Annotated in this window: 17 protein-coding genes; 5 read left to right on the top strand and 12 right to left on the bottom strand. The window is 40.8% G+C overall.

What is annotated here, in order from left to right; translation table 11 throughout:
- Positions 1 to 32: 32 nt before the first annotated feature.
- The 5 genes from F542_RS05850 to mepM all read right to left on the bottom strand — a co-directional run bounded on the left by F542_RS05850 (position 33) and on the right by mepM (position 5,995).
- Positions 33 to 848: a pyridoxal phosphatase gene (locus tag F542_RS05850; protein ID WP_025267090.1), complete on the bottom strand. Its 816-nt coding sequence runs from the start codon at positions 846 to 848 to the stop codon at positions 33 to 35.
- A 62-nt stretch (positions 849 to 910) separates the two neighbouring features.
- A complete protein-coding gene (locus tag F542_RS05855) occupies positions 911 to 1,765 on the bottom strand; it encodes an OmpA family protein (protein ID WP_025267091.1) in 855 nt (284 codons plus the stop codon).
- 128 nt (positions 1,766 to 1,893) lie between these two features.
- Positions 1,894 to 3,612 (bottom strand): single-stranded-DNA-specific exonuclease RecJ, encoded by a 1,719-nt coding sequence (recJ, locus tag F542_RS05860; protein WP_025267092.1) that lies wholly within the window; start codon positions 3,610 to 3,612, stop codon positions 1,894 to 1,896.
- Between the two features lie 111 nt (positions 3,613 to 3,723).
- Complete coding sequence (gene dsbC, locus F542_RS05865) at positions 3,724 to 4,407, bottom strand: bifunctional protein-disulfide isomerase/oxidoreductase DsbC (RefSeq protein WP_015432428.1); 684 nt, start codon at positions 4,405 to 4,407, stop codon at positions 3,724 to 3,726.
- 16 nt (positions 4,408 to 4,423) lie between these two features.
- A complete protein-coding gene (mepM, locus tag F542_RS05870; RefSeq protein ID WP_015432427.1) occupies positions 4,424 to 5,995 on the bottom strand; it encodes a murein DD-endopeptidase MepM in 1,572 nt (523 codons plus the stop codon).
- Positions 5,996 to 6,132: 137 nt separating this feature from the next.
- On the opposite strand from mepM, the gene znuC reads away from it, so the two are divergent.
- The 3 genes from znuC to F542_RS05885 all read left to right on the top strand — a co-directional run bounded on the left by znuC (position 6,133) and on the right by F542_RS05885 (position 8,641).
- A complete protein-coding gene (gene znuC, locus F542_RS05875; protein ID WP_025267093.1) occupies positions 6,133 to 6,933 on the top strand; it encodes a zinc ABC transporter ATP-binding protein ZnuC in 801 nt (266 codons plus the stop codon).
- 8 nt (positions 6,934 to 6,941) lie between these two features.
- Positions 6,942 to 7,727, top strand: a complete 786-nt coding sequence (znuB, locus tag F542_RS05880) for a zinc ABC transporter permease subunit ZnuB (protein WP_015432425.1) — start codon at positions 6,942 to 6,944, stop codon at positions 7,725 to 7,727.
- 113 nt (positions 7,728 to 7,840) lie between these two features.
- Positions 7,841 to 8,641 carry a class II glutamine amidotransferase gene (locus tag F542_RS05885; RefSeq protein WP_025267094.1) on the top strand — a complete coding sequence of 267 codons (801 nt, stop codon included), beginning with the start codon at positions 7,841 to 7,843 and terminating at the stop codon, positions 8,639 to 8,641.
- A gap of 106 nt (positions 8,642 to 8,747) precedes the next feature.
- Here F542_RS05885 and mltA read toward each other — a convergent pair whose 3' ends face one another.
- From mltA to parC, 7 genes are all read right to left on the bottom strand, one after another.
- A complete protein-coding gene (gene mltA, locus F542_RS05890) occupies positions 8,748 to 9,854 on the bottom strand; it encodes a murein transglycosylase A (protein WP_015432423.1) in 1,107 nt (368 codons plus the stop codon).
- A 185-nt stretch (positions 9,855 to 10,039) separates the two neighbouring features.
- Positions 10,040 to 11,020, bottom strand: a complete 981-nt coding sequence (gene mglB / locus F542_RS05895; RefSeq protein ID WP_015432422.1) for a galactose/glucose ABC transporter substrate-binding protein MglB — start codon at positions 11,018 to 11,020, stop codon at positions 10,040 to 10,042.
- 73 nt (positions 11,021 to 11,093) lie between these two features.
- Positions 11,094 to 12,998: a GNAT family N-acetyltransferase gene (locus F542_RS05900; protein WP_025267095.1), complete on the bottom strand. Its 1,905-nt coding sequence runs from the start codon at positions 12,996 to 12,998 to the stop codon at positions 11,094 to 11,096.
- Positions 12,998 to 13,489, bottom strand: a complete 492-nt coding sequence (gene ybeY / locus F542_RS05905; RefSeq protein ID WP_025267096.1) for an rRNA maturation RNase YbeY — start codon at positions 13,487 to 13,489, stop codon at positions 12,998 to 13,000. The genes F542_RS05900 and ybeY overlap by 1 nt, the downstream gene beginning before the upstream one ends.
- Before the next feature lie 16 nt (positions 13,490 to 13,505).
- The gene (moaE, locus tag F542_RS05910; RefSeq protein WP_025267097.1) at positions 13,506 to 13,958 is read right to left on the bottom strand and encodes a molybdopterin synthase catalytic subunit MoaE; all 453 of its coding nucleotides are present in this window, start codon (positions 13,956 to 13,958) and stop codon (positions 13,506 to 13,508) included.
- Positions 13,959 to 14,204 (bottom strand): molybdopterin synthase sulfur carrier subunit, encoded by a 246-nt coding sequence (moaD, locus tag F542_RS05915; RefSeq protein WP_025267098.1) that lies wholly within the window; start codon positions 14,202 to 14,204, stop codon positions 13,959 to 13,961.
- An 18-nt stretch (positions 14,205 to 14,222) separates the two neighbouring features.
- Positions 14,223 to 16,469 carry a DNA topoisomerase IV subunit A gene (parC, locus tag F542_RS05920; protein WP_025267099.1) on the bottom strand — a complete coding sequence of 749 codons (2,247 nt, stop codon included), beginning with the start codon at positions 16,467 to 16,469 and terminating at the stop codon, positions 14,223 to 14,225.
- A 180-nt stretch (positions 16,470 to 16,649) separates the two neighbouring features.
- Here parC and accD point away from each other — a divergent pair, with 180 nt between their 5' ends.
- A complete protein-coding gene (accD, locus tag F542_RS05925; RefSeq protein ID WP_015432416.1) occupies positions 16,650 to 17,546 on the top strand; it encodes an acetyl-CoA carboxylase, carboxyltransferase subunit beta in 897 nt (298 codons plus the stop codon).
- Positions 17,546 to 18,844, top strand: a complete 1,299-nt coding sequence (gene folC, locus F542_RS05930) for a bifunctional tetrahydrofolate synthase/dihydrofolate synthase (protein WP_025267100.1) — start codon at positions 17,546 to 17,548, stop codon at positions 18,842 to 18,844. The genes accD and folC overlap by 1 nt, the downstream gene beginning before the upstream one ends.
- Positions 18,845 to 18,848: the final 4 nt, after the last annotated feature.

Below are 18,848 nucleotides of genomic sequence, written 5' to 3' on the forward strand. Positions count from 1 at the left end.
GCAAAAAATCTCAAGAAATATACCGCTTGCTATTATTTCAACAAATCCGCTAATGTTTGCGCAATGCTATCTTCGTTATTTGAGCCTATTACACGTTTTGCATTTTGTTGCACTTCCAGCTCTGAGCCCCCCATTGCAATGCCCATTCCCACTAGAGAGAGCATACTGATATCATTAAAATTATCACCGAAAGCAATTACCTGTTTAGGATCGATCTGTTCTCGTTTTAATAGTTCTGCTAAGCAGTTTCCTTTACTATTACCTGTACGAGTAATATCTGCGCGATCAACCCAAGACCACTCGGGACTAAATTGATCAAGCGGTAGCTTTTCAACAAAATTTTGCATTTTATTTAAATCAGGATCACTAATCAGCACTTTCCAAATCGTGTTACCACTATCAACTAATGACAGGAAATCCTCTATTTGATGCACATTTGGGCGTACATCTTCTGGACAGCTTGCCACCCATTGCTGCAATTTTTCGAAATGGGGATTTAACACCTCATACACCATCGCATCACGTGTATAAACTGCCGTATGAATTCCTTGTTGTTTAGCTTGTGTAATCAAGAAAGTCGCCTGTTCTGCACTCAAGGGATTAGATGCCAACACCTGATCATTTTTAAAATCATACAGATAAGTCCCATTACAACATACCACTGGCGTATCTAAACCCAATTCAGCATAGTATGGGCGGACTGCTGTATGGTGACGGCCTGTCACAATGAAGATCTTTAACCCCTTTGCTTGCGCTACTTTAATTGCTTGTTTACTTGAATCTAAAATAGTGGCTTGGCTAGATAATAATGTGCCATCGAGATCGAAGGCAATCGCTTTATAAGACATAGAGAACTCCATATAGACAAAAAAGGACGATTACTCGTCCTTTTTCATTTAATATTAAAAATTTATTTACCAGTGTTGTATGCTGGAGTTTGGTAAAGTGGTGCTGGGCCAGTAGGACCTGCAACATTACCACCCTCGCTCTGTTTCAACACGCCGCCATTTGCAGAAATCACCACACGACGGTTAGGGCGCAAGCAATCTTTTTCAGCTTGACTTGCATGTGCATAGCCTTCACAAGCTTTAACTTGGTGTGCTTTACCTAAACCTACCGCTGTCATATCTGCAGTAACGCCTTGTTGTTGTAAACGTGCTTTCACCATATTCGCACGACGTTGTGAAAGATCCAAGTTATAAGCAACAGAACCTAAACGGTCAGTATGACCTTCAATTTTCACTTGTTGAGCACCTGAAGATTTTAATTGTGCTGCAACATTATCAACAACCTCTTTACCTTTAGCTGTTAAAGTGTCTTTATCGAAATCAAATAAGAAGTCACCTTCTAAGTTATAGCTTGCGTTACCATTACAGCCATTTGGATACCAGAAGAAGCTCTGAGCGTTCATATTTTTGTCGAATAAAATTTTAAATTGGCAAATTTTGTGAACGCCGTTTTCACGGTAGTTGAATGCATAGTCCCATTCACGAACGGCATATAAACCTTCTTCAAAGTGTGGACGACCGATTAAGTAGTACAATTGATCTTTATTCATACCGCGTTCAATTTGACGTACATTTTCCCAGTTTGGCCAAGAACCAAATTGAGAACCGTCATGGTTGAACTCAGACTCAGAAATTTTTGGGAAAACAGGATTATCTGTTGTACCTGCATCAGATACTTCGCTTAGGTTACCGCAAGCAGCTACAGCCAACGCAACGCTTGACAGTAATAAACCGCGAAAAACAGTCGTTTTTTTCATATTAGTAGTTCCTTTATAGAAAAGTATATTTAAGCTTATCAATAAGCTATTTTGCCTGTTAAGAGACAAAAACGTTTGCGATTTTACAATACTAATCTAGATTATTCTAGTTGGCTGATGAAATTTATTCAATTTATCGTAGAAAAATACTCAACTAATAGTTGTAAATTACGGCTACCACGAAACTCATTAATATCCAACTTATAACAAATTCTAGCGTATTTAATTGATAAATCTGGGTAATAACGTAAATCTGTATTAAACCAAATCCCATCTAAAAGCATGCCTTGTTCGTTTTCTAATAATAATTTTAGGTGCTTTCCTGCTAGCAAACGTTGTTGTAATACTTTGAAATTGCCTTCAAAAATCGGCTCAGGAAAATTTTGTCCCCAAGGCCCTGCTTGGCGTAATAATTCAACGGTATGTAAATTAAATTCCCCTTTTTGTAATTCTCCATCTGTATATACAATACCTTGTAACATTGCTGGCTCGGCAAATTCATTTACCGTCTGATTAAACACCATTTTAAATTGCTCTAATTGACTCTGATGAATCGTTAAACCAGCCGCCATAGCATGCCCACCAAATTTCACAATCAATTCAGGATAATTACTGTCAATTCGTTCTAAAATATCTCGAATATGTAATCCTGCAATCGATCTTGCCGAACCTTTTAATAATTCGCTTTCATCACTTTCTTGGGCAAAAGCAATAACTGGACGATGAAATTGATCTTTAATTCTTGAGGCTAATATACCAATCACACCCTGATGCCAATCTGCTTGATATAACACTATGCCATGTGCCTGATCTTTTTGCTCTAACTCTGGTAACTTAGCACAAATAGCAAGTGCTTCCGTTTTCATTTCTTGCTCAAATTCTTTACGTGTTTGGTTTAAGCTATCAAGCTCCAAGGCCAATTGCCGTGCTAATGCGAGATTATCGCAGATCAATAACTCTACGCCTAACGACATATTTTCTAAACGTCCTGCCGCATTCAACCTCGGTGCAACCGCAAAACCAAGATCTGCCGCTTGCAATGTTGCCGCTTCCCTTTTGGCAATTTCAATTAATGCTTGAATACCCACTCGGCATTGCCCCGCTTGAATACGCAATAACCCTTGATTCACCAAAATCCGATTATTATGATCTAGCGGAACAACATCAGCAACCGTACCTAGTGCAACCAAATCTAATAATTCCGCTATATTAGGTTCTTTTGCTGAGAATAGCCCTAATGCTCGGAATTTTGCCCGCAATGCAATCATGACATAAAAAATAACACCAACCCCAGCAAGGTTCTTCGATGGAAAAGTACATTGCGGTAAATTCGGATTTACCATTGCATCAGCAACCGGCAAGTGGTCTGAAGGTAAATGGTGATCGGTAACCAATACCTGAATTCCCTGCTGTTTTAACAGCGCGATACCCTCAAAAGAAGAAATACCATTATCAACCGTTAAAACCAGATCAACGCCTTTAGCAATCACCATTTCAGCCACACTTTCACTCAGCCCATAGCCTTGTGAAAAACGATCTGGAATTAAATAATCCACTTGTTGGAAACCAAACTGCCGTAAGCCAATAACAGCTAAAGCAGTACTTGTTGCCCCATCGGCATCAAAATCCCCCACAACGATAATTTTCGCCTGTCGCAAAAACATTGATACCAGTAGATCTGTAGCTTGATCGATATTCGCTAATAAACTCGGAGAATGAATGTGCTGCAACGTTAGCGCTAATTCATCAGGTGATTGAACCCCGCGATTTTGGTAAATTCGATTAAGGAGTGGATGCTCAGAAAGATGTGCCGTGGTTTGTGGCTGGCGTTGTTTGATCAGTTTCACGTAATTCTTTAAAAATTAAGAGTAAAAATAAACATTAACAAGCGGTAGTGTTTCGCAAATTTTTTGCAAAAATTTGTATGAAATATACCGCTTGCTAGGAGCTATTGATAATTATTCGTTTAGCATAGCCGCTAATTCTTTCGGCTCAACATAGCCACGAATTAATTCTCCTTCTTTGGTTACCATATTTGGTGTACCGTTTACCCCAAATTTTAAGCCTAATTCATAGTGTTTTTTCACAATTTTAGGTGTTTTTTGCTCTTTTGGTAGGTTGCCCTTTTCTGCTTCGTTTAAAGCGAATACCTTATCATCTGCTGTCCAAATTGCTTCCATTTGTTTTGCTGTTTTCGTATTCATGCCACCACGAGGAAAAGCCAAATAACGGATAGTAATACCCAATTCATTATATTCTTTAAGTTTGCTATGCAGAATATGGCAATAATGGCAAGTAATATCCATAAATACAGTCACAACATGTTTTTCATTTTTAGCTGGATAAATAATCATCTCGTTCTCCAAGGTGTTTAATTCAGCTAATAGTGCATTATTGGTAATATCAATCGCCTTGCCCTCTTTGAGTTCAAACACCTGTCCTTGAATTACAAAGCGACCATTTTCACTAATTTGCAACACGCCTTGATCTGTCACTGCCGTTTTGAAATTTGGCAATGCTGATGGGCTAATCACCACATTTGTTGCCCCCATTTTTTCTAATTGTTTTTTTAGGCTTGCATCATCAGCAAATGCCGAGCAGGCAAGTGAAAATCCGAGTAATGTAATTAGACTGTTTTTCATAAAAGTTCCTTAAAAGTTAGAGTTTCAATTTCGTTTCTACACCTTTGGCTTTAGCCAAAAATGCTTTACGTTCTTTATCTGGCATTCCTGAGCCCGTCCCAGGCAGTTTAACCGTCATCGGATTAACTGGGTTACCATTAATATGAAATTCATAATGCAAATGTGCTCCTGTTGAACCGCCCGTATTTCCTGAAAGGGCTATCCGTTCGCCTTTTTTAACGCTCTGTCCGATTTTTACCAACGGTTTACTTAAATGCATATAGACTGTGGTATATTGCCCACCATGACGGATTTTAATATAACGCCCTGCGCCTTTTGCCTGATAGGCAACATGCTCAACTACACCATCTGCTGGAGCGATAATCGGTGTTCCTGTCGGCACGGCAAAATCGACCCCTTTATGTGGTCTTAATCGCTTTGAAATAGGATGAATTCGTCTTGGGTTAAACGACGACGAAATTCTTGGGGTAAATTGTAATGGATAACGCGCAAAGCCTTTACCTAAAGTTTCACCGTGACGGCTATAATAGCGTCCGTTCTCAGCTTGAATTGCATAATAACTTTTGTTACCACTAATAATATGCAAGGCCTCCACATTACCTAAATCCGTTACCTTGCCATTGATATACTCCCGCTTGACTAAAATTGCAAACCTATCGCCTTTTTTCAGCTTATTAGTTGAAATTTGCCATTGCAAACCACTAGCAAGTTGTTGGATTTGACGAGCCGACAACCCTACATTTTTCATACTGGCAACAAAATTACCATCAATTGTGCCTTTCACTACATCCTGTTTCCAGACGCCTTTTTTCTCGATTTTACGCACTGTAAATCGATTTTTTTCTTTGCGCTCAAACCGCTGCTCTTCCTTTTCTGAGACTAACCAATGCATGTATTCTAAATCACCATCAGCATCTAATCCCCATTGGAATTGTTGCCCTGTTTGTAAACTAGCCAGCTGCGGAAATTTGCGTTCTAATGCCTTTGAGAAACTCGCCGAAATACCAGACTGTTCTAACACGTCACGCAATTTATCCCCGCGGGTCACCGTATAGCTATAATGACGTGCTTTTCGTGGCTTTTCCGGTGTGCCATCAGGTTGTTCAGAGGGCGCTTTATCATCCAGCTTGATATCACCTTGTGCAAGCGCGATGCTAAGATCTTCAAAAATTTCAGCATTACTGATCAGCATTTCACCCATGTTTGGCATTTCGCTATCAATATCATCATGCTCACTTAATTCATCTTCATAAGAAGTCGCATTTATATCTTCTTCTACTTGTCCAATAGTGTCTTCACCACTATCCGCCTCATTGATCTCAATATCAATATAGGTTGGTTCTCCACTTAAAATATTCGCGTGCGCATCTGTGCCTAAAATGTCTCGTTCATTTTCAGAATCAAATTCTTTTCCCAAAAGAGTATGCTCTTCGAAAACTACAAGGCTATTTTTAGGTAAACGCGTATCTTCATTTTTTAGTGCTAATCCAATCCCAATCGCAATACAGATCAACGCCATAAAAAACAGCAGCCCTCTTAGGCGAAGTTTTTTACGGCGTCGTTCTCTAGCAAAAACAACATGCTGCAAAATTTATTCCTAATCTCTATCTTTAGTTACCGTAAAATTTCTACAAAACTCAAGCGCTTGATACAAGCTAAATCTTGTCAAAGGCTTAAAAATCCGCTAAGTTTAACATGTTTTATATCCATAAAAAATTTATTGCTATGAAAATTCAACGGATTCGGGCGGAAATTTCACCAACAAAGGTAGAAAAAGCCGAACCTTTACTGCGTTTAGAGCAGATTAACGTCACATTTGGGGAACAATCTATTCTGGAAAATATTAATCTTTCCATCTACCCTAACTCTATTACAACCATCGTGGGACCTAACGGTGGCGGCAAGTCAACCTTGCTTAAAGTATTACTTAAACTACAACGTGCCAACAGTGGCAATATATGGCATAGCAAGGGGTTAAAAATCGGCTATGTACCACAAAAATTGCATTTAGATTATTCTATCCCAATTACTGTTGCCAAATTTCTTGCTCTTAAGCCCAATAGCTCAAAAAGTGATATCCAGCAGGCTTTGGCGTTATTTAATATCACTCATCTTAGCCAAAATAGTATGCAAAAACTGTCCGGTGGAGAACTACAACGCGTACTACTCGCCCGAGCAATTTTGGATCGCCCACAATTACTAGTACTCGATGAACCGATGCAGGGTGTGGATATTACAGGGCAAACCGAACTCTATCAACTGCTAAATAAAACACGTGAATGGCTTAATTGCGCGATTTTAATGGTTTCTCACGATTTGAATATAGTGATGGCAAATACTGATGAAGTACTCTGCATTAATCGACATATCTGTTGTGCCGGCTCACCAGAAACCGTTACTGGTGACCCAAGTTTTATCCACTTTTTTGGTGATCAATTTGCTAATAATGTTGCTTTTTATAGCCACCATCACAACCATCATCACGATCTACATGGTGATGTATGTCATGGTCAATGCCGTCATTAAGGAAAATTATGCTTGATATTTTATTGCCTGCATGGATTGCTGGCTCATTACTGATTTTGATTACTGCCCCGCTGGGTGCTTTTGTAGTTTGGCGGAAAATGGCATATTTCGGCGATACGTTATCGCACTCTGCATTATTAGGGGTATCACTAGGCATTTTCCTGCAAACCGATCCCTATATCGCTGTGATTTTGATGGTTGTGCTACTCGCTTTCGCATTAGTCTGGTTAGAACGACGTTCTAATCACTCAGTCGATACCTTATTGGGAATTATTGCTCATACCAGTCTTTCGTTAGGCGTACTCACTATTGCCTTATTAGACAATGTACGAGTCGATCTTATGGGCTACCTATTTGGTGATTTGCTCGCCATTCATACTGATGATGTTTTCTTTATCGCAATTGGCGTTGCCATTATTGGTGTTATTACCCTGATTTTTTGGCAAAAATTCCTTGCCATTACGGTCAGCCCTGAGCTTGCTCAAATTGAAGGGTTAAATGTTGAGCGTCTACGTTTATTGCTGATGTTACTCACCGCTATGACCATCGCTTTAAGTATGAAATTTGTTGGCGCACTGATCATTACATCACTGTTGATTATTCCTGCCGCAACTGCCCGCCGTTTTGCCCGCACGCCAGAACAGATGGTTTGTTATGCGATGTTATTTGGTTGGCTTGCTGTGTGTGGTGGTTTACTACTCTCCGCTCTGAAAGACACGCCAGCGGGACCATCGGTCGTGGTCTGTTCTGGTTTACTGTTTATTTTGGCGTTAATCAAAAAAACAGAAAATTAATCACAGAAAATATCCAAAAACATATTGAATTTTTTGCAGATTTTCGGTTAAATCACACCCCTTGTATCCCCTGTTTTAGGGGATTTTTTTGAAATAAATTTTTGGATGTGATTATGTGTCAATTATTAGGGATGAACTGTAATACTCCTACGGATATTACATTTTCTTTTGAAGGATTTCGACGGCGTGCAGGCTTAACTGACTGCCATACAGACGGTTTTGGCATTGCATTTTTTGAAGGTAAAGGTATTCGCATTTTTCGCGATAATAAGGCAGCTTCATCATCACCTATCGGTGATCTTGTCTCCCAATATCGTATAAAATCCTATAACGTGATTGCTCATATCCGTAAAGCAACCAAAGGCGGCGTAGTACTCGAAAACACTCATCCCTTTATCCGTGAAATTTGGGGAGAGAACTGGGTCTTTGCACATAACGGTACCGTGGAAAATCTCCAACATTGTCCAAAGAGCCACTACCAGCCGATTGGTTCAACGGATTCAGAGCTGGCATTTTGTTGTATCGCAGATAAATTAAAACAGCGTTTTGCCCAAAAACCATCAGAAAAAGAAATTTTTGATGCGGTAGTTGATATCACCACGGAACTGGCAAATTATGGTGTATTTAATTTTATTTTGTCCAATGGGCATTGGATGATCGCACGTTGCTCTACTCACCTGCATTATGTTACGCGTAAAGCCCCGTTTGGCAAAGCACTGCGTGATGATGATGTAATGATTGATTTCCGCGAATATACCACAGAAGCTGACAAGGTTACTATCATTACCACCAAGCCCCTCACTAAAAACGAAAATTGGGTCAAAATGAAAAATGGTGGTTATGTCTTCTTTAAAGATGGTGATCTTTTATATGAAATAGAAGGCTCATTACCCGATAATTTAGATCATGTCTAATCATAAACGCACAAGCGGTAAATATTGAGCAATTTTTTGCAAAACTCAGCCATATAAAAAATGCACCGTTCGCAATTTTGCCAACGGTGCATTTGTTAATCTAGCCTTAATTTAGCACCCACACTCGACCATAATGCTTCAGATGACCAGCAGTATGTCCCGCTTTATCACCAATACCTTGATATAAATCGAAATGCTGGCCTTTTACTGCGCCTCCTCGATCCAAAGCCACCATTAAACGTAACTCATGTTTACCTGTCCAGTTACCTTTACTATCAATTAATGGCATTTCAACTAACAAAACCGAACCCGATGGCACAAGATTCGTATCAGAAGCAACAGATGCTAAAGCGACTAATGGCACCCCTGCTGAGCCTTTGACATCAAAAGTTGGATCAGGACGGAAATAAACGTAAGATTGATTACGTTCTAACAAATTTTGCAAACGATATGGATTTCTCGCCGCCCATTCTTTAATGGCTTGAGTAGACATTTTTTCCTTAGCAATTTCGCCATCTTCAACGAGTAAACGTCCAATACTCGTATAGCTATAACCATTTTTATTACCATATGCAAAATGACGTAATTGCCCATCAACACGCATAAAGCCTGAACCTTGCACTTCCATCAAAAAATTATCTAGCATGGAATTAGAATAAGCTAATTCTAAGCCTTTGCCATTTAATGCCCCTGCATAGATTTCTGCACGTGAATATTTACGATTACCCTGAGGCACAGCATGCACAGGATGACGGAATTCACCTTGCGGACGGCTGCGTGCTTCTATAACAGGAATAAAATAACCCGTCATCAGCACATTTTGATAACCATCCATGCCTCGCATTTGGCGGGTATAAATACCATATTTAGCAAGGTCGGCAACATTTCCACCTGAAGCCAACCAGCGAGACATTTTGTTATATGTTGAACCATAAGTTTCAGCAATGCTGTTTGAATATGCATTTACATAACGTAGCTGATTGATGAAATCTTTAGTATTAATTACTTTCCCACTCATATTCACGCCTTTACTTAGCGCCAGTGGCGTCGAGTGAGAAATGAATTGTCTGCCTTTAAATACCGCACCAAATTTTGCGGTTTCTGGATCAAAGTTAGTTCCTACTGATGATTTTTGTTTATCACCACTACAGCTTGCAACTAATAGTGCTACAGCGGTTAAAAAAGTGAATTTTTTATATGCTTTCCAAGCCATGTCATATCCTTAAAAATAACAAAAGTAAGGTGAGAAATGCTGAACGTTTGAGTCTGGTGCGATTGTTAAACTTCAACACACCTTAATTAGAGTAGCAAAAAAAGCCGAAAAAGGATACACAAAACCCTTATTATGGGTTGCTATTTTCGGCTAAAGTTACGGCTTAATAAGCGATAAATGGCCACCTAAAATTTAGGTAAATTATCCTTATCAACGCCAATATAAGGAATACGCAAATTGCGTGCTTGCATCTGCCAAACTAAGCCCTCTGTTGCGGGTTTACCGGTTGCTAAATTTTGAGCAACCTGCACCAGCGCTTTACTTTGACTCATCCCGTCATTTAACACAGTCGCGGTTAAATCGCCACTCTTCACTAAAGCTAAAGCTTCAGGCAAAGCATCAATACCAAAAAGCGGCAATTTTTTACCTGCTGTTTTCAGCGCATTTAACGCACCCATTGCCATTGCATCATTATTTGCAATGACCACTTCAATTTCATCCGCTTTAGGGCTTGCTAGCCAAGTGGTTACTTTTTGTTGAGCCAATTCACTCTTCCATAATGCGCTATCGACAAAAATAGCTTCTGTTGCAATACCTTGTCTATTAAGTTCGGCAATCACAGCTTGGCTACGCGCCGCAGTATCGGGATGACCTAATTCGCCCTGCAATAGCGCATATTGAATTTTGCCATCTTTATTCAAATCAAAATGCACATTTGCCTGCCAATGTTTGGCAATTAATTCACCTTGAATCTTACCCGCTTCTGAAGGTGGATTTGCCCCAACATAGTAGGCTTGTTCATAGCTTTGAATAGCTTTTTCACCAGGATCTTTATTAAAAAAGACCACTGGCATATTACGCAATTTAGCTTTACCAATTATGGTTTCAGCTGCCATCGGATCAACTAAATTTACCGCCAAAACATCCACTCTAGGAACTAACACATCAACCTGATTATTTTGAATAGACTGAGCATTTTGAGAATCATTTAGCAGCAAATTAACTTCTTTCATACGTGCGGCTTCTTGTACTATCTCCTTACGCATTAATGACATAAAATTGTCATCATAATTATAGATAGCCACTCCAATACGTGTTTGCGCTGCCACAGACGAGATAGCAGCAAAACCAACAGCCAAAGCTAATGTATTTAACACAATTTTCATTGTTTGCTCCTTATCATGAAACTTCCATGTGGTTAAAAAAATTCTAGCGAAAAAAAACGTTTGCGTATGTGATCTAGTTCAAAAAATATAAAGAATGACATAATGTCGTTTTGAACTGCTGAAGGCGTGGTTTATCCAGTTTTTCCTGCGCCAAATAATCTCGCACAAAAGTAAATTTATCTATTTGAGCAAGGCGCAATAAACTTGGCAAACAAGCCGTAAATGTCCGAGAAGCGCGGATAAATCCCTTAATATTCTGCCAATCCCACTCAGTAAGCGGTTGAAATTCTACATTTTTTTGCAAAATTTGGTTGCGTTGGAATTGTACGCTTGTTTGATCAACAAACGCTTTTCCTTGTAGCGAGACAGGATAAATCATCATCGCGCTGTATAAACCACTGCTGGCTTCAGGATTCTGGCTAATTGCTACCTGCTGAAAACCGCATTGTTGCCAGAAATTCAGTAATTCATCATTCATTCCAAAGCTCACGGAAAGAAAATCAAGCGGTGGATTTTGCACTGAAATTTGCAAAATCATCTCAGAAATCAACCGCTTGCCGTAGCCTTTTCCTTGCATTTCAGGGGCTACTGCAATACGAGAGATCCGAAGAGATCGCAATTGGCAAGCCTGCGGAAAATTGCCCTGAAAACAAAGATATTGTGCAACGAGATTCCCCTTTGGACGGCGTTCACCTCGCCAAATTGCCTGAGTCAGCTCTCTATCTAGCCCCCCTTCAAAAATCCCCCAAGCCCCAGCGATTAGTTGCTGATTTTCCCGAATTTCAAATAGCTTCTGATTTTCGCCATCAAATAAGCGGCGAAGATCGGTTGGGGTGGTTTTGTAGTGGGCTGTGGTGAGTAAGTGGTAGAAAGTTATTTTTTCCACAATACTGCTCCCCCTCTTTAGCAAAGAGGGGTTAGGGGAGATTTGGCAGTCGTTATAGCCGAAGTGAGAGAGTAATTTCTCCGTTAATGTATTCTGCCAAATCTCCCCCTGCCCCTCTTTGCTAAAGAGGGGAGTTTGTTCATCGGTAAGAAGGAGTAAGTCATTGATAAACCCTTCCAACGGGTCATTCTCCCCCCAGCGCAACGGCGTGTGCAACGTCCAATGTTGAAAAGGTTTATTCAACATTTTCGGCAATTTCAACTCAAATCCACGCCCAGTGCCTTCGTAATTTTGCGTGGTGGTCGTCATCACCACTTTTTCAAACGCATTTGTTAAGGCTTTTAACATAGGCAACGGTAAGCTTGCCGCTTCATCAATAAATAACCACGTTTTTGCAAAATTTTCGCCATTTTTCACCGCTTGCAATAAATAATCGGGCGCAAAAAATTGCACTTTTTCACTTTCAATCTGTTGCCAAAAACTTGGTAAAGCCGCTTTTGAACGTGCGGTAATGATAACGCTGTATTGCTGTGAAAGCTGTTCGGCAAGTTTCCCAGCCAGTGTAGATTTTCCCCGACCACGAGGGGCGGTGATTAAATGAATATCGGCGTCATCAAGCGGTAGTTTTTTAAGAATAAATTGCTGATCTGCATTGAATTGTAGGGGCGTACTGCGTACGCCCACGATATCGCCCATTTTTTCGGGTGTATGACATACGCCCCTACATTCAAAACCATATTTCTGTACCAACGCCTTAAAAAACGCCCAGAATCTCGGTGTAGAAATCGCATTATCTTCATTCCAACGCAGGCTATCCAAATCGAGCGTATTTTCTACGTTGTCCCAATCCTTGCAACACAAATAGAGTGTGCCACCACGTTGAATTGTCCCCGCCACAATTGCAAAGGCTTCTAAATTAAAATGGATACCATTTTCTGCACTCATATCATAAATCGCAAAAGGGTATTCATTCCCGAGCAGAGATTTGGCATTGGAAAAAGGAATAGGCTCAAAATGTGGGGGAATTTGGATAGAAGGTTGTGAGGGCGTACTGCGTACGCCCGTTTGGTTAATGATGACCAGTTTTCGCATTATTCAGGCAATTTCTCACTTAAATAAGGATCACCATACCCCAGTGCGATCATAATTTCCGTTTCTAGACTTTCCATCTCTACCGCCTCATCTTCTTCAATATGATCGTAACCAAGCAAATGCAGTGTGCCGTGTACGGATAAATGCGCCCAGTGGCTTTCTTCGGAAATTTGTTGCTCTTTGGCTTCGTTTTCCATTACTTGACGGCAGATAACCAGATCGCCGAGTAGTGGCAAATCCTCAACGCCCTCAGGCATTTCAAACGGAAAGGAAAGCACATTGGTCGGTTTGTCTTTACCACGATAGGTCAGATTGAGTTCGTGGCTTTCCGCTTCATCTACAATGCGAATAGTGATTTCTGTTTCGGGGAAATCTTCGGTTTTTGCTTGCATTGCAAGGGCTTTGTGTACCCAAGTATAGAATTGTTGTTCAGTGGGTAAGTTTTCGCTGTTTTCACAGGCGATTTGTAGATCAATATATAAATTTTCCATTTTTATCTTTTGCAAATTATTGCCACTTTTCTGCCGCTTGTAGATCGCTTTCACGCTCTTCAACCCAGCGGTCGCCTTGTGCAGTGGTTTCTCGTTTCCAAAATGGGGCTTTGGTTTTGAGATAATCCATAATAAATTCATTAGCGGCATAAGCATTACCACGATGGGCTGAACTCACACCAACGAGCACGATTTCATCACCTGTATAAAGCTGCCCAACACGGTGGATTACAGCCACACGCTCTAACTCCCAACGTTGTCGTGCTTCAGCTACGATTTCATTTAGGGCTTTTTCGGTCATCGCTGGATAGTGCTCTAAATATAAACCTGAAACGCTATCACCTAAATTCATTTCTCGCACCTTGCCCACAAAAACCGTTGTTGCACCAACTCGATGATTTTCTGCAAGCCAGCGATAAACGGCATTTTGGTCAAAATTTTCCGTTTGTACTTTGATTAAATTTTCCATTTAGCCCCCTGTGACTGGCGGGAAAAAGGCAACTTCATCGCCATCTTTAATTTCAGTAGAAAGCGGTGAAATCGTTTGGTTAATTGCCACTAATAATTTACCGCTTTGTAGCGCTAACTCCCACTTCCCTCCTTGATTAGCAAGATGTTGGCGCAGTTCGTCTGCGGTGTGGAATATCGCCTCAATTTCTAGGCTATCTTGCCCCACTAATTCACGAGTTTGGGCGAAAAATAAAACGTTAATCATTGCTTTTCCTTAATTATTCTACTCAATAATCTCAACTTCTGTATTGGCATTTAATCCACGCACCAGTGGTGAGCCTTTTCTCGCTCGTTCGCCACGGTAGTGTTCAATATCGCTTGGTTTGAGCGTAATTTTTCGTTTACCAGAAATAAAGACGAGTGAGTTACTTGGCTTAATCACAAACAGTCGTGCTAATAATTCTGTGCCGTCTTTGGCTGCGGCAGCAGAGATGTTGATAATCTTATTACCCTTACCTTTTGCTAGTGTTGGTAATTCCGACACTGGGAATACCAACATTCTACCGACACTACTCATCGCCACAAGTAGATTTTCTTCGCTCTCATCAATCAGTTGTGGCGGTAACACTTTTGCATTTTCTGGCAGAGAAATGACCGCTTTACCCGCTTTGTTGCGAGAAATTAAATCGCCAATCGTACAGATAAAACCGTAGCCCGAATCCGATGCCATGAGCACTTTTTGGCTTTCATCGCCAATGAGTACAGTTTCAATAGTTGCACCTGCTGGTAAATTAATGCGTCCGCTAATAGGCTCTCCCTGCGTTCTTGCTGATGGCAGAGAATTTGGGTCAAGTGCATAAGCCCGTCCCGTGCTATCAATAAATACTGCAGCTTGATTACTCTTACCGCAAGCATGAGCTAAATAACGGTCGCCAGCTTTATAACTGGCATTCTGTGCATCAAAATCATGGCTTTTAGCACAACGAATCCAGCCTTTTTCAGAAAGAATAATGGTCACAGCTTCCACTGGGGTTATATCACTTTCACTAAAGGCTTTTGCTTCTGCTCGTTCTACTAGTGGCGACATTCTTTGACTAGCGAATGTTTTCGCATCGGCTTGAATTTCTTTCTTAATTAAATTGTTGAGCTTGCGTTCTGAACCTAGAATCGCTTGTAGATAGCTTTTCTCTTCCTCTAATTTGGCTTGTTCAGCTTGTAATTCGTGCTCTTCCAATTTAGCAAGATGGCGTAAACGCAAGTTTAAAATGGCTTCTGCTTGCGTATCGCTTAAATTAAAACGCGCCATCAATACCATTTTCGGTTCATCTTCGTTGCGGATAATTTCGATCACTTCATCAATGTTGAGATAAGCAATCATCAAGCCTTCAAGAATATGCAGACGGCTTAAAATTTTATCTAAGCGGAAATTTAAGCGACGAGTAACAGTTTGGCGGCGGAAGGTAAGCCATTCGCTTAAAATTTGCACCAAGCCTTTTACTGCAGGTTTGCCATCAAGTCCGATCATATTCATATTGACTCGATAGTTTTTCTGAAGATCCGTCGTGGCAAACAGGTGACTCATCACTTCTTCGGCATCTACTCGGTTTGAGCGTGGAATAATCACTAAACGAGTAGCGTTATCCTTACCGCTTTCATCACGCACGTCTTCGATTTGTGGCAATTTTTTATCCGTCATCTGTTTCGCAATTTGACTGATAATTTCCGATGGCGAAACTTGATAAGGCAGGGCAGTTACAACAATATCGCTTTTCTCTTTTGTCCAAACCGCACGTTGGGTCACAGAGCCTTTGCCACTTTCATACATTTTTGCCAGTTCAGATTTTGGCGTGATAATTTCTGCTTCTGTCGGGTAGTCGGGGGCTTGTACTACGGTAAACAGATCATTTAAGTTTGCATTTGGATTATCCAGCAACATCACGCAAGCATCGGCAAGCTCATTGATATTGTGCGATGGAATGTTGGTGGAAAGCCCAACCGCAATCCCCATTGTGCCGTTGAGCAAAATATGTGGTAGGCGAGCAGGGAAAGATTTTGGCTCTTCAAGCGTTGCATCAAAGTTAGGTTGATACTCTGCGGCACCTTGATTAAGTTCTTCAAGCAGTAATTCAGCAAATTTTGCTAAGCGAGATTTGGTGTATCGCATTGCAGCAAAAGATTTCGGCTCATCAGGCGAACCAAAGTTACCGTGCCCATCAACGAGCGGATAGCGGTAAGAGAATGGTTGAGCCATCAGCACCATCGCCCCATAACTAGCTGCATCGCCGTGAGGGTGATATTTACCGATCACTTCCCCGATAGTACGAGCGGATTTTGCATAAGCCGCACTGGCTTTTAGCCCGATTTCTGACATCGCATAAATAATGCGGCGTTGCACTGGCTTTAAACCATCACCAATAAATGGTAAGGCTCTGTCCATAATCACATACATGGAATAGTTAAGATAAGCACTTTCGGTAAATTGCTTGAGCGGCATCTGCTCTACGCCGTCATAGTTGATTTCGCTGGTCATTGGTTTACAAATCTGTTTGGCAAAAGGTAAAAAAACGAAAGGGCGAATTTTCGCTTATTTAGGGCAATTTGTCCAATTCTCCCCAAATCAATAAGTGGTTAAACCTTTGATTATGGCAATCTGTGCGATTTTATGCTTTAATGCACGCCAATTTTTCAGTGAATAAAGAAGGAATTCCCAATGAGTTGGATTGAACGCATTTTAGGTAAAAGTTCGACATCCTCTAGCCACGCCAAATCAAAAATTCCAGAAGGCGTATGGACAAAATGCACTAGCTGTGAACAGGTGTTATATAGCGAAGAATTAAAACGCAATATGCAAGTTTGCCCAAAATGTGGCCACCATATGCGTATCAATGCTCGTACTCGCTTATTAAACTTGCTGGATCAAGATAGTGCCCAAGAACTTGGTTTAGATTTAGAGCCGCAAGACGTTTTAAAATTTAAAGATCTGAAAAAATATAAAGATCGTCTTTCAAGCGCACAAAAACAGACTGGCGAAAAAGATGCCATGATTGTAATGTCTGGTAAATTGTTTGATATGCCTGTCGTTGTTGCGGCTTTTAATTTTGAATTTATGGGCGGCTCAATGGGCTCTGTAGTCGGTGCAAAATTTGTGCGAGCTGCCGAAAAAGCTTTATCAGAAAATATTCCTTTTATCTGTTTCTCCGCATCAGGCGGGGCACGTATGCAAGAAGCACTGCTCTCATTAATGCAAATGGCAAAGACCAGTGCAATTTTAGCGCGTATGCGTGAAATGGGCGTGCCATTTATTTCTGTCTTAACTGACCCAACTTTAGGTGGTGTCTCAGCAAGTTTAGCGATGTTAGGCGATATCAATATCGCAGAGCCAAAAGCGTTAATCGGTTTTGCTGGGCCTCGAGTGATTGAACAAACCGTCCGCGAAAAACTACCGGAAGGTTTCCAACGCAGTGAGTTTCTATTAGAAAAAGGCGCGATTGATATGATCGTAGAACGTAAAGAAATGCGTGATACGCTTGCCCGCCTTGTTGCTAAACTCACTAATCAACCAAGCCCGTTTAAAGCAGGCGAATTGCTTGAAGAAGTTGTTGAATAATGAACAATACGATGAAACCAAAAGCCACGGATTCTTTGGAAACGTGGCTTTCCTATTTAGAAAAAAGTCACTTTAAACCCATTGATATGGGATTAGAGCGTGTTAAAACCGTTGCTAGCGGCTTAGATTTATTAACTCCCACCTCTTATGTAATTACCGTTGCCGGCACAAATGGCAAAGGCTCAACTTGTCGATTACTTGAGCAAATTTTGCTAAATAGCGGTTTGAAAGTTGGCGTTTATTCTTCACCGCATCTCATCCACTATAATGAGCGAGTGCGCCTTAATGGTATGCCCGTTGATGATAGCACCTTAATCGCAAGTTTTAATTATATTGAACAGCATAAATCTCAATCCTTAACCTATTTTGAATTCGGCACTTTAGCTGCATTGGATATATTTCGCCAAGCTCAAGTTGATGTCGCGATTTTAGAAGTCGGACTAGGGGGGCGCTTAGATGCAACCAACATTGTAGATCCCAATTTAGCCGTAATCACCTCTATTGATATTGACCACGTTGAATTTCTTGGCGACAACCGTGAAGCGATCGGGCGAGAAAAAGCTGGGGTTTTCCGTGAAAATATCCCCGTAGTGATTGGCGAGCCAGACTGTCCGATATCCGTATTAGAATATGCCAAACAGTTAAACTGCCACATTTCACAACGTGATCACGATTGGCAATTCCAGATCTCAGGCGATCAATTTATCTGGCAAGGAAAGCAATACAAATGCCAATTACCTTTACCACAAATTCCTCAACCTAATTGTGCGACAGCACTTGCTGTTGTCGATTTACTGCCATTTGAAATCAGCGAACAAGCGGTAGAAAATGCGGTAAAAAATACCAAAATGGTGGGGCGCTTCCAAACCTTAGATGCTCAAGATTTTGCACAATTTTCGCAAAAACGACCGCTTGCAAAAGTGATTGTTGATGTCGGGCATAATCCCCACGCAGCACGCTATTTGGCAACAAGGTTACAAGCCTTAAAAACACCAGAAACACAAGTTTATGCTGTATTTAGCGCTTTGGTGGATAAAGATTTAAATGGTATTGTGCAACCACTTACTGGGATTATTGATCATTGGTATTGCGCTGGCTTAGCTGGCTATCGAGGACAAAGTGGCACAGATGTTGCCAATAAGCTTCAACGACAGTTACCTCATGCAGATTGCCATATCTTTGCCCAGGTAAATCAAGCTGCATTGGCCGCCTTTGAACATGCTAACGCCCAAGATATCATTTTAATCTTTGGCTCCTTCTTTACTGTTGCTGATTTTATGCAATGGCTAGCACAATAATGCT

This window comes from Bibersteinia trehalosi USDA-ARS-USMARC-188, from assembly GCF_000521725.1.
GTDB lineage: Bacteria > Pseudomonadota > Gammaproteobacteria > Enterobacterales > Pasteurellaceae > Bibersteinia > Bibersteinia trehalosi.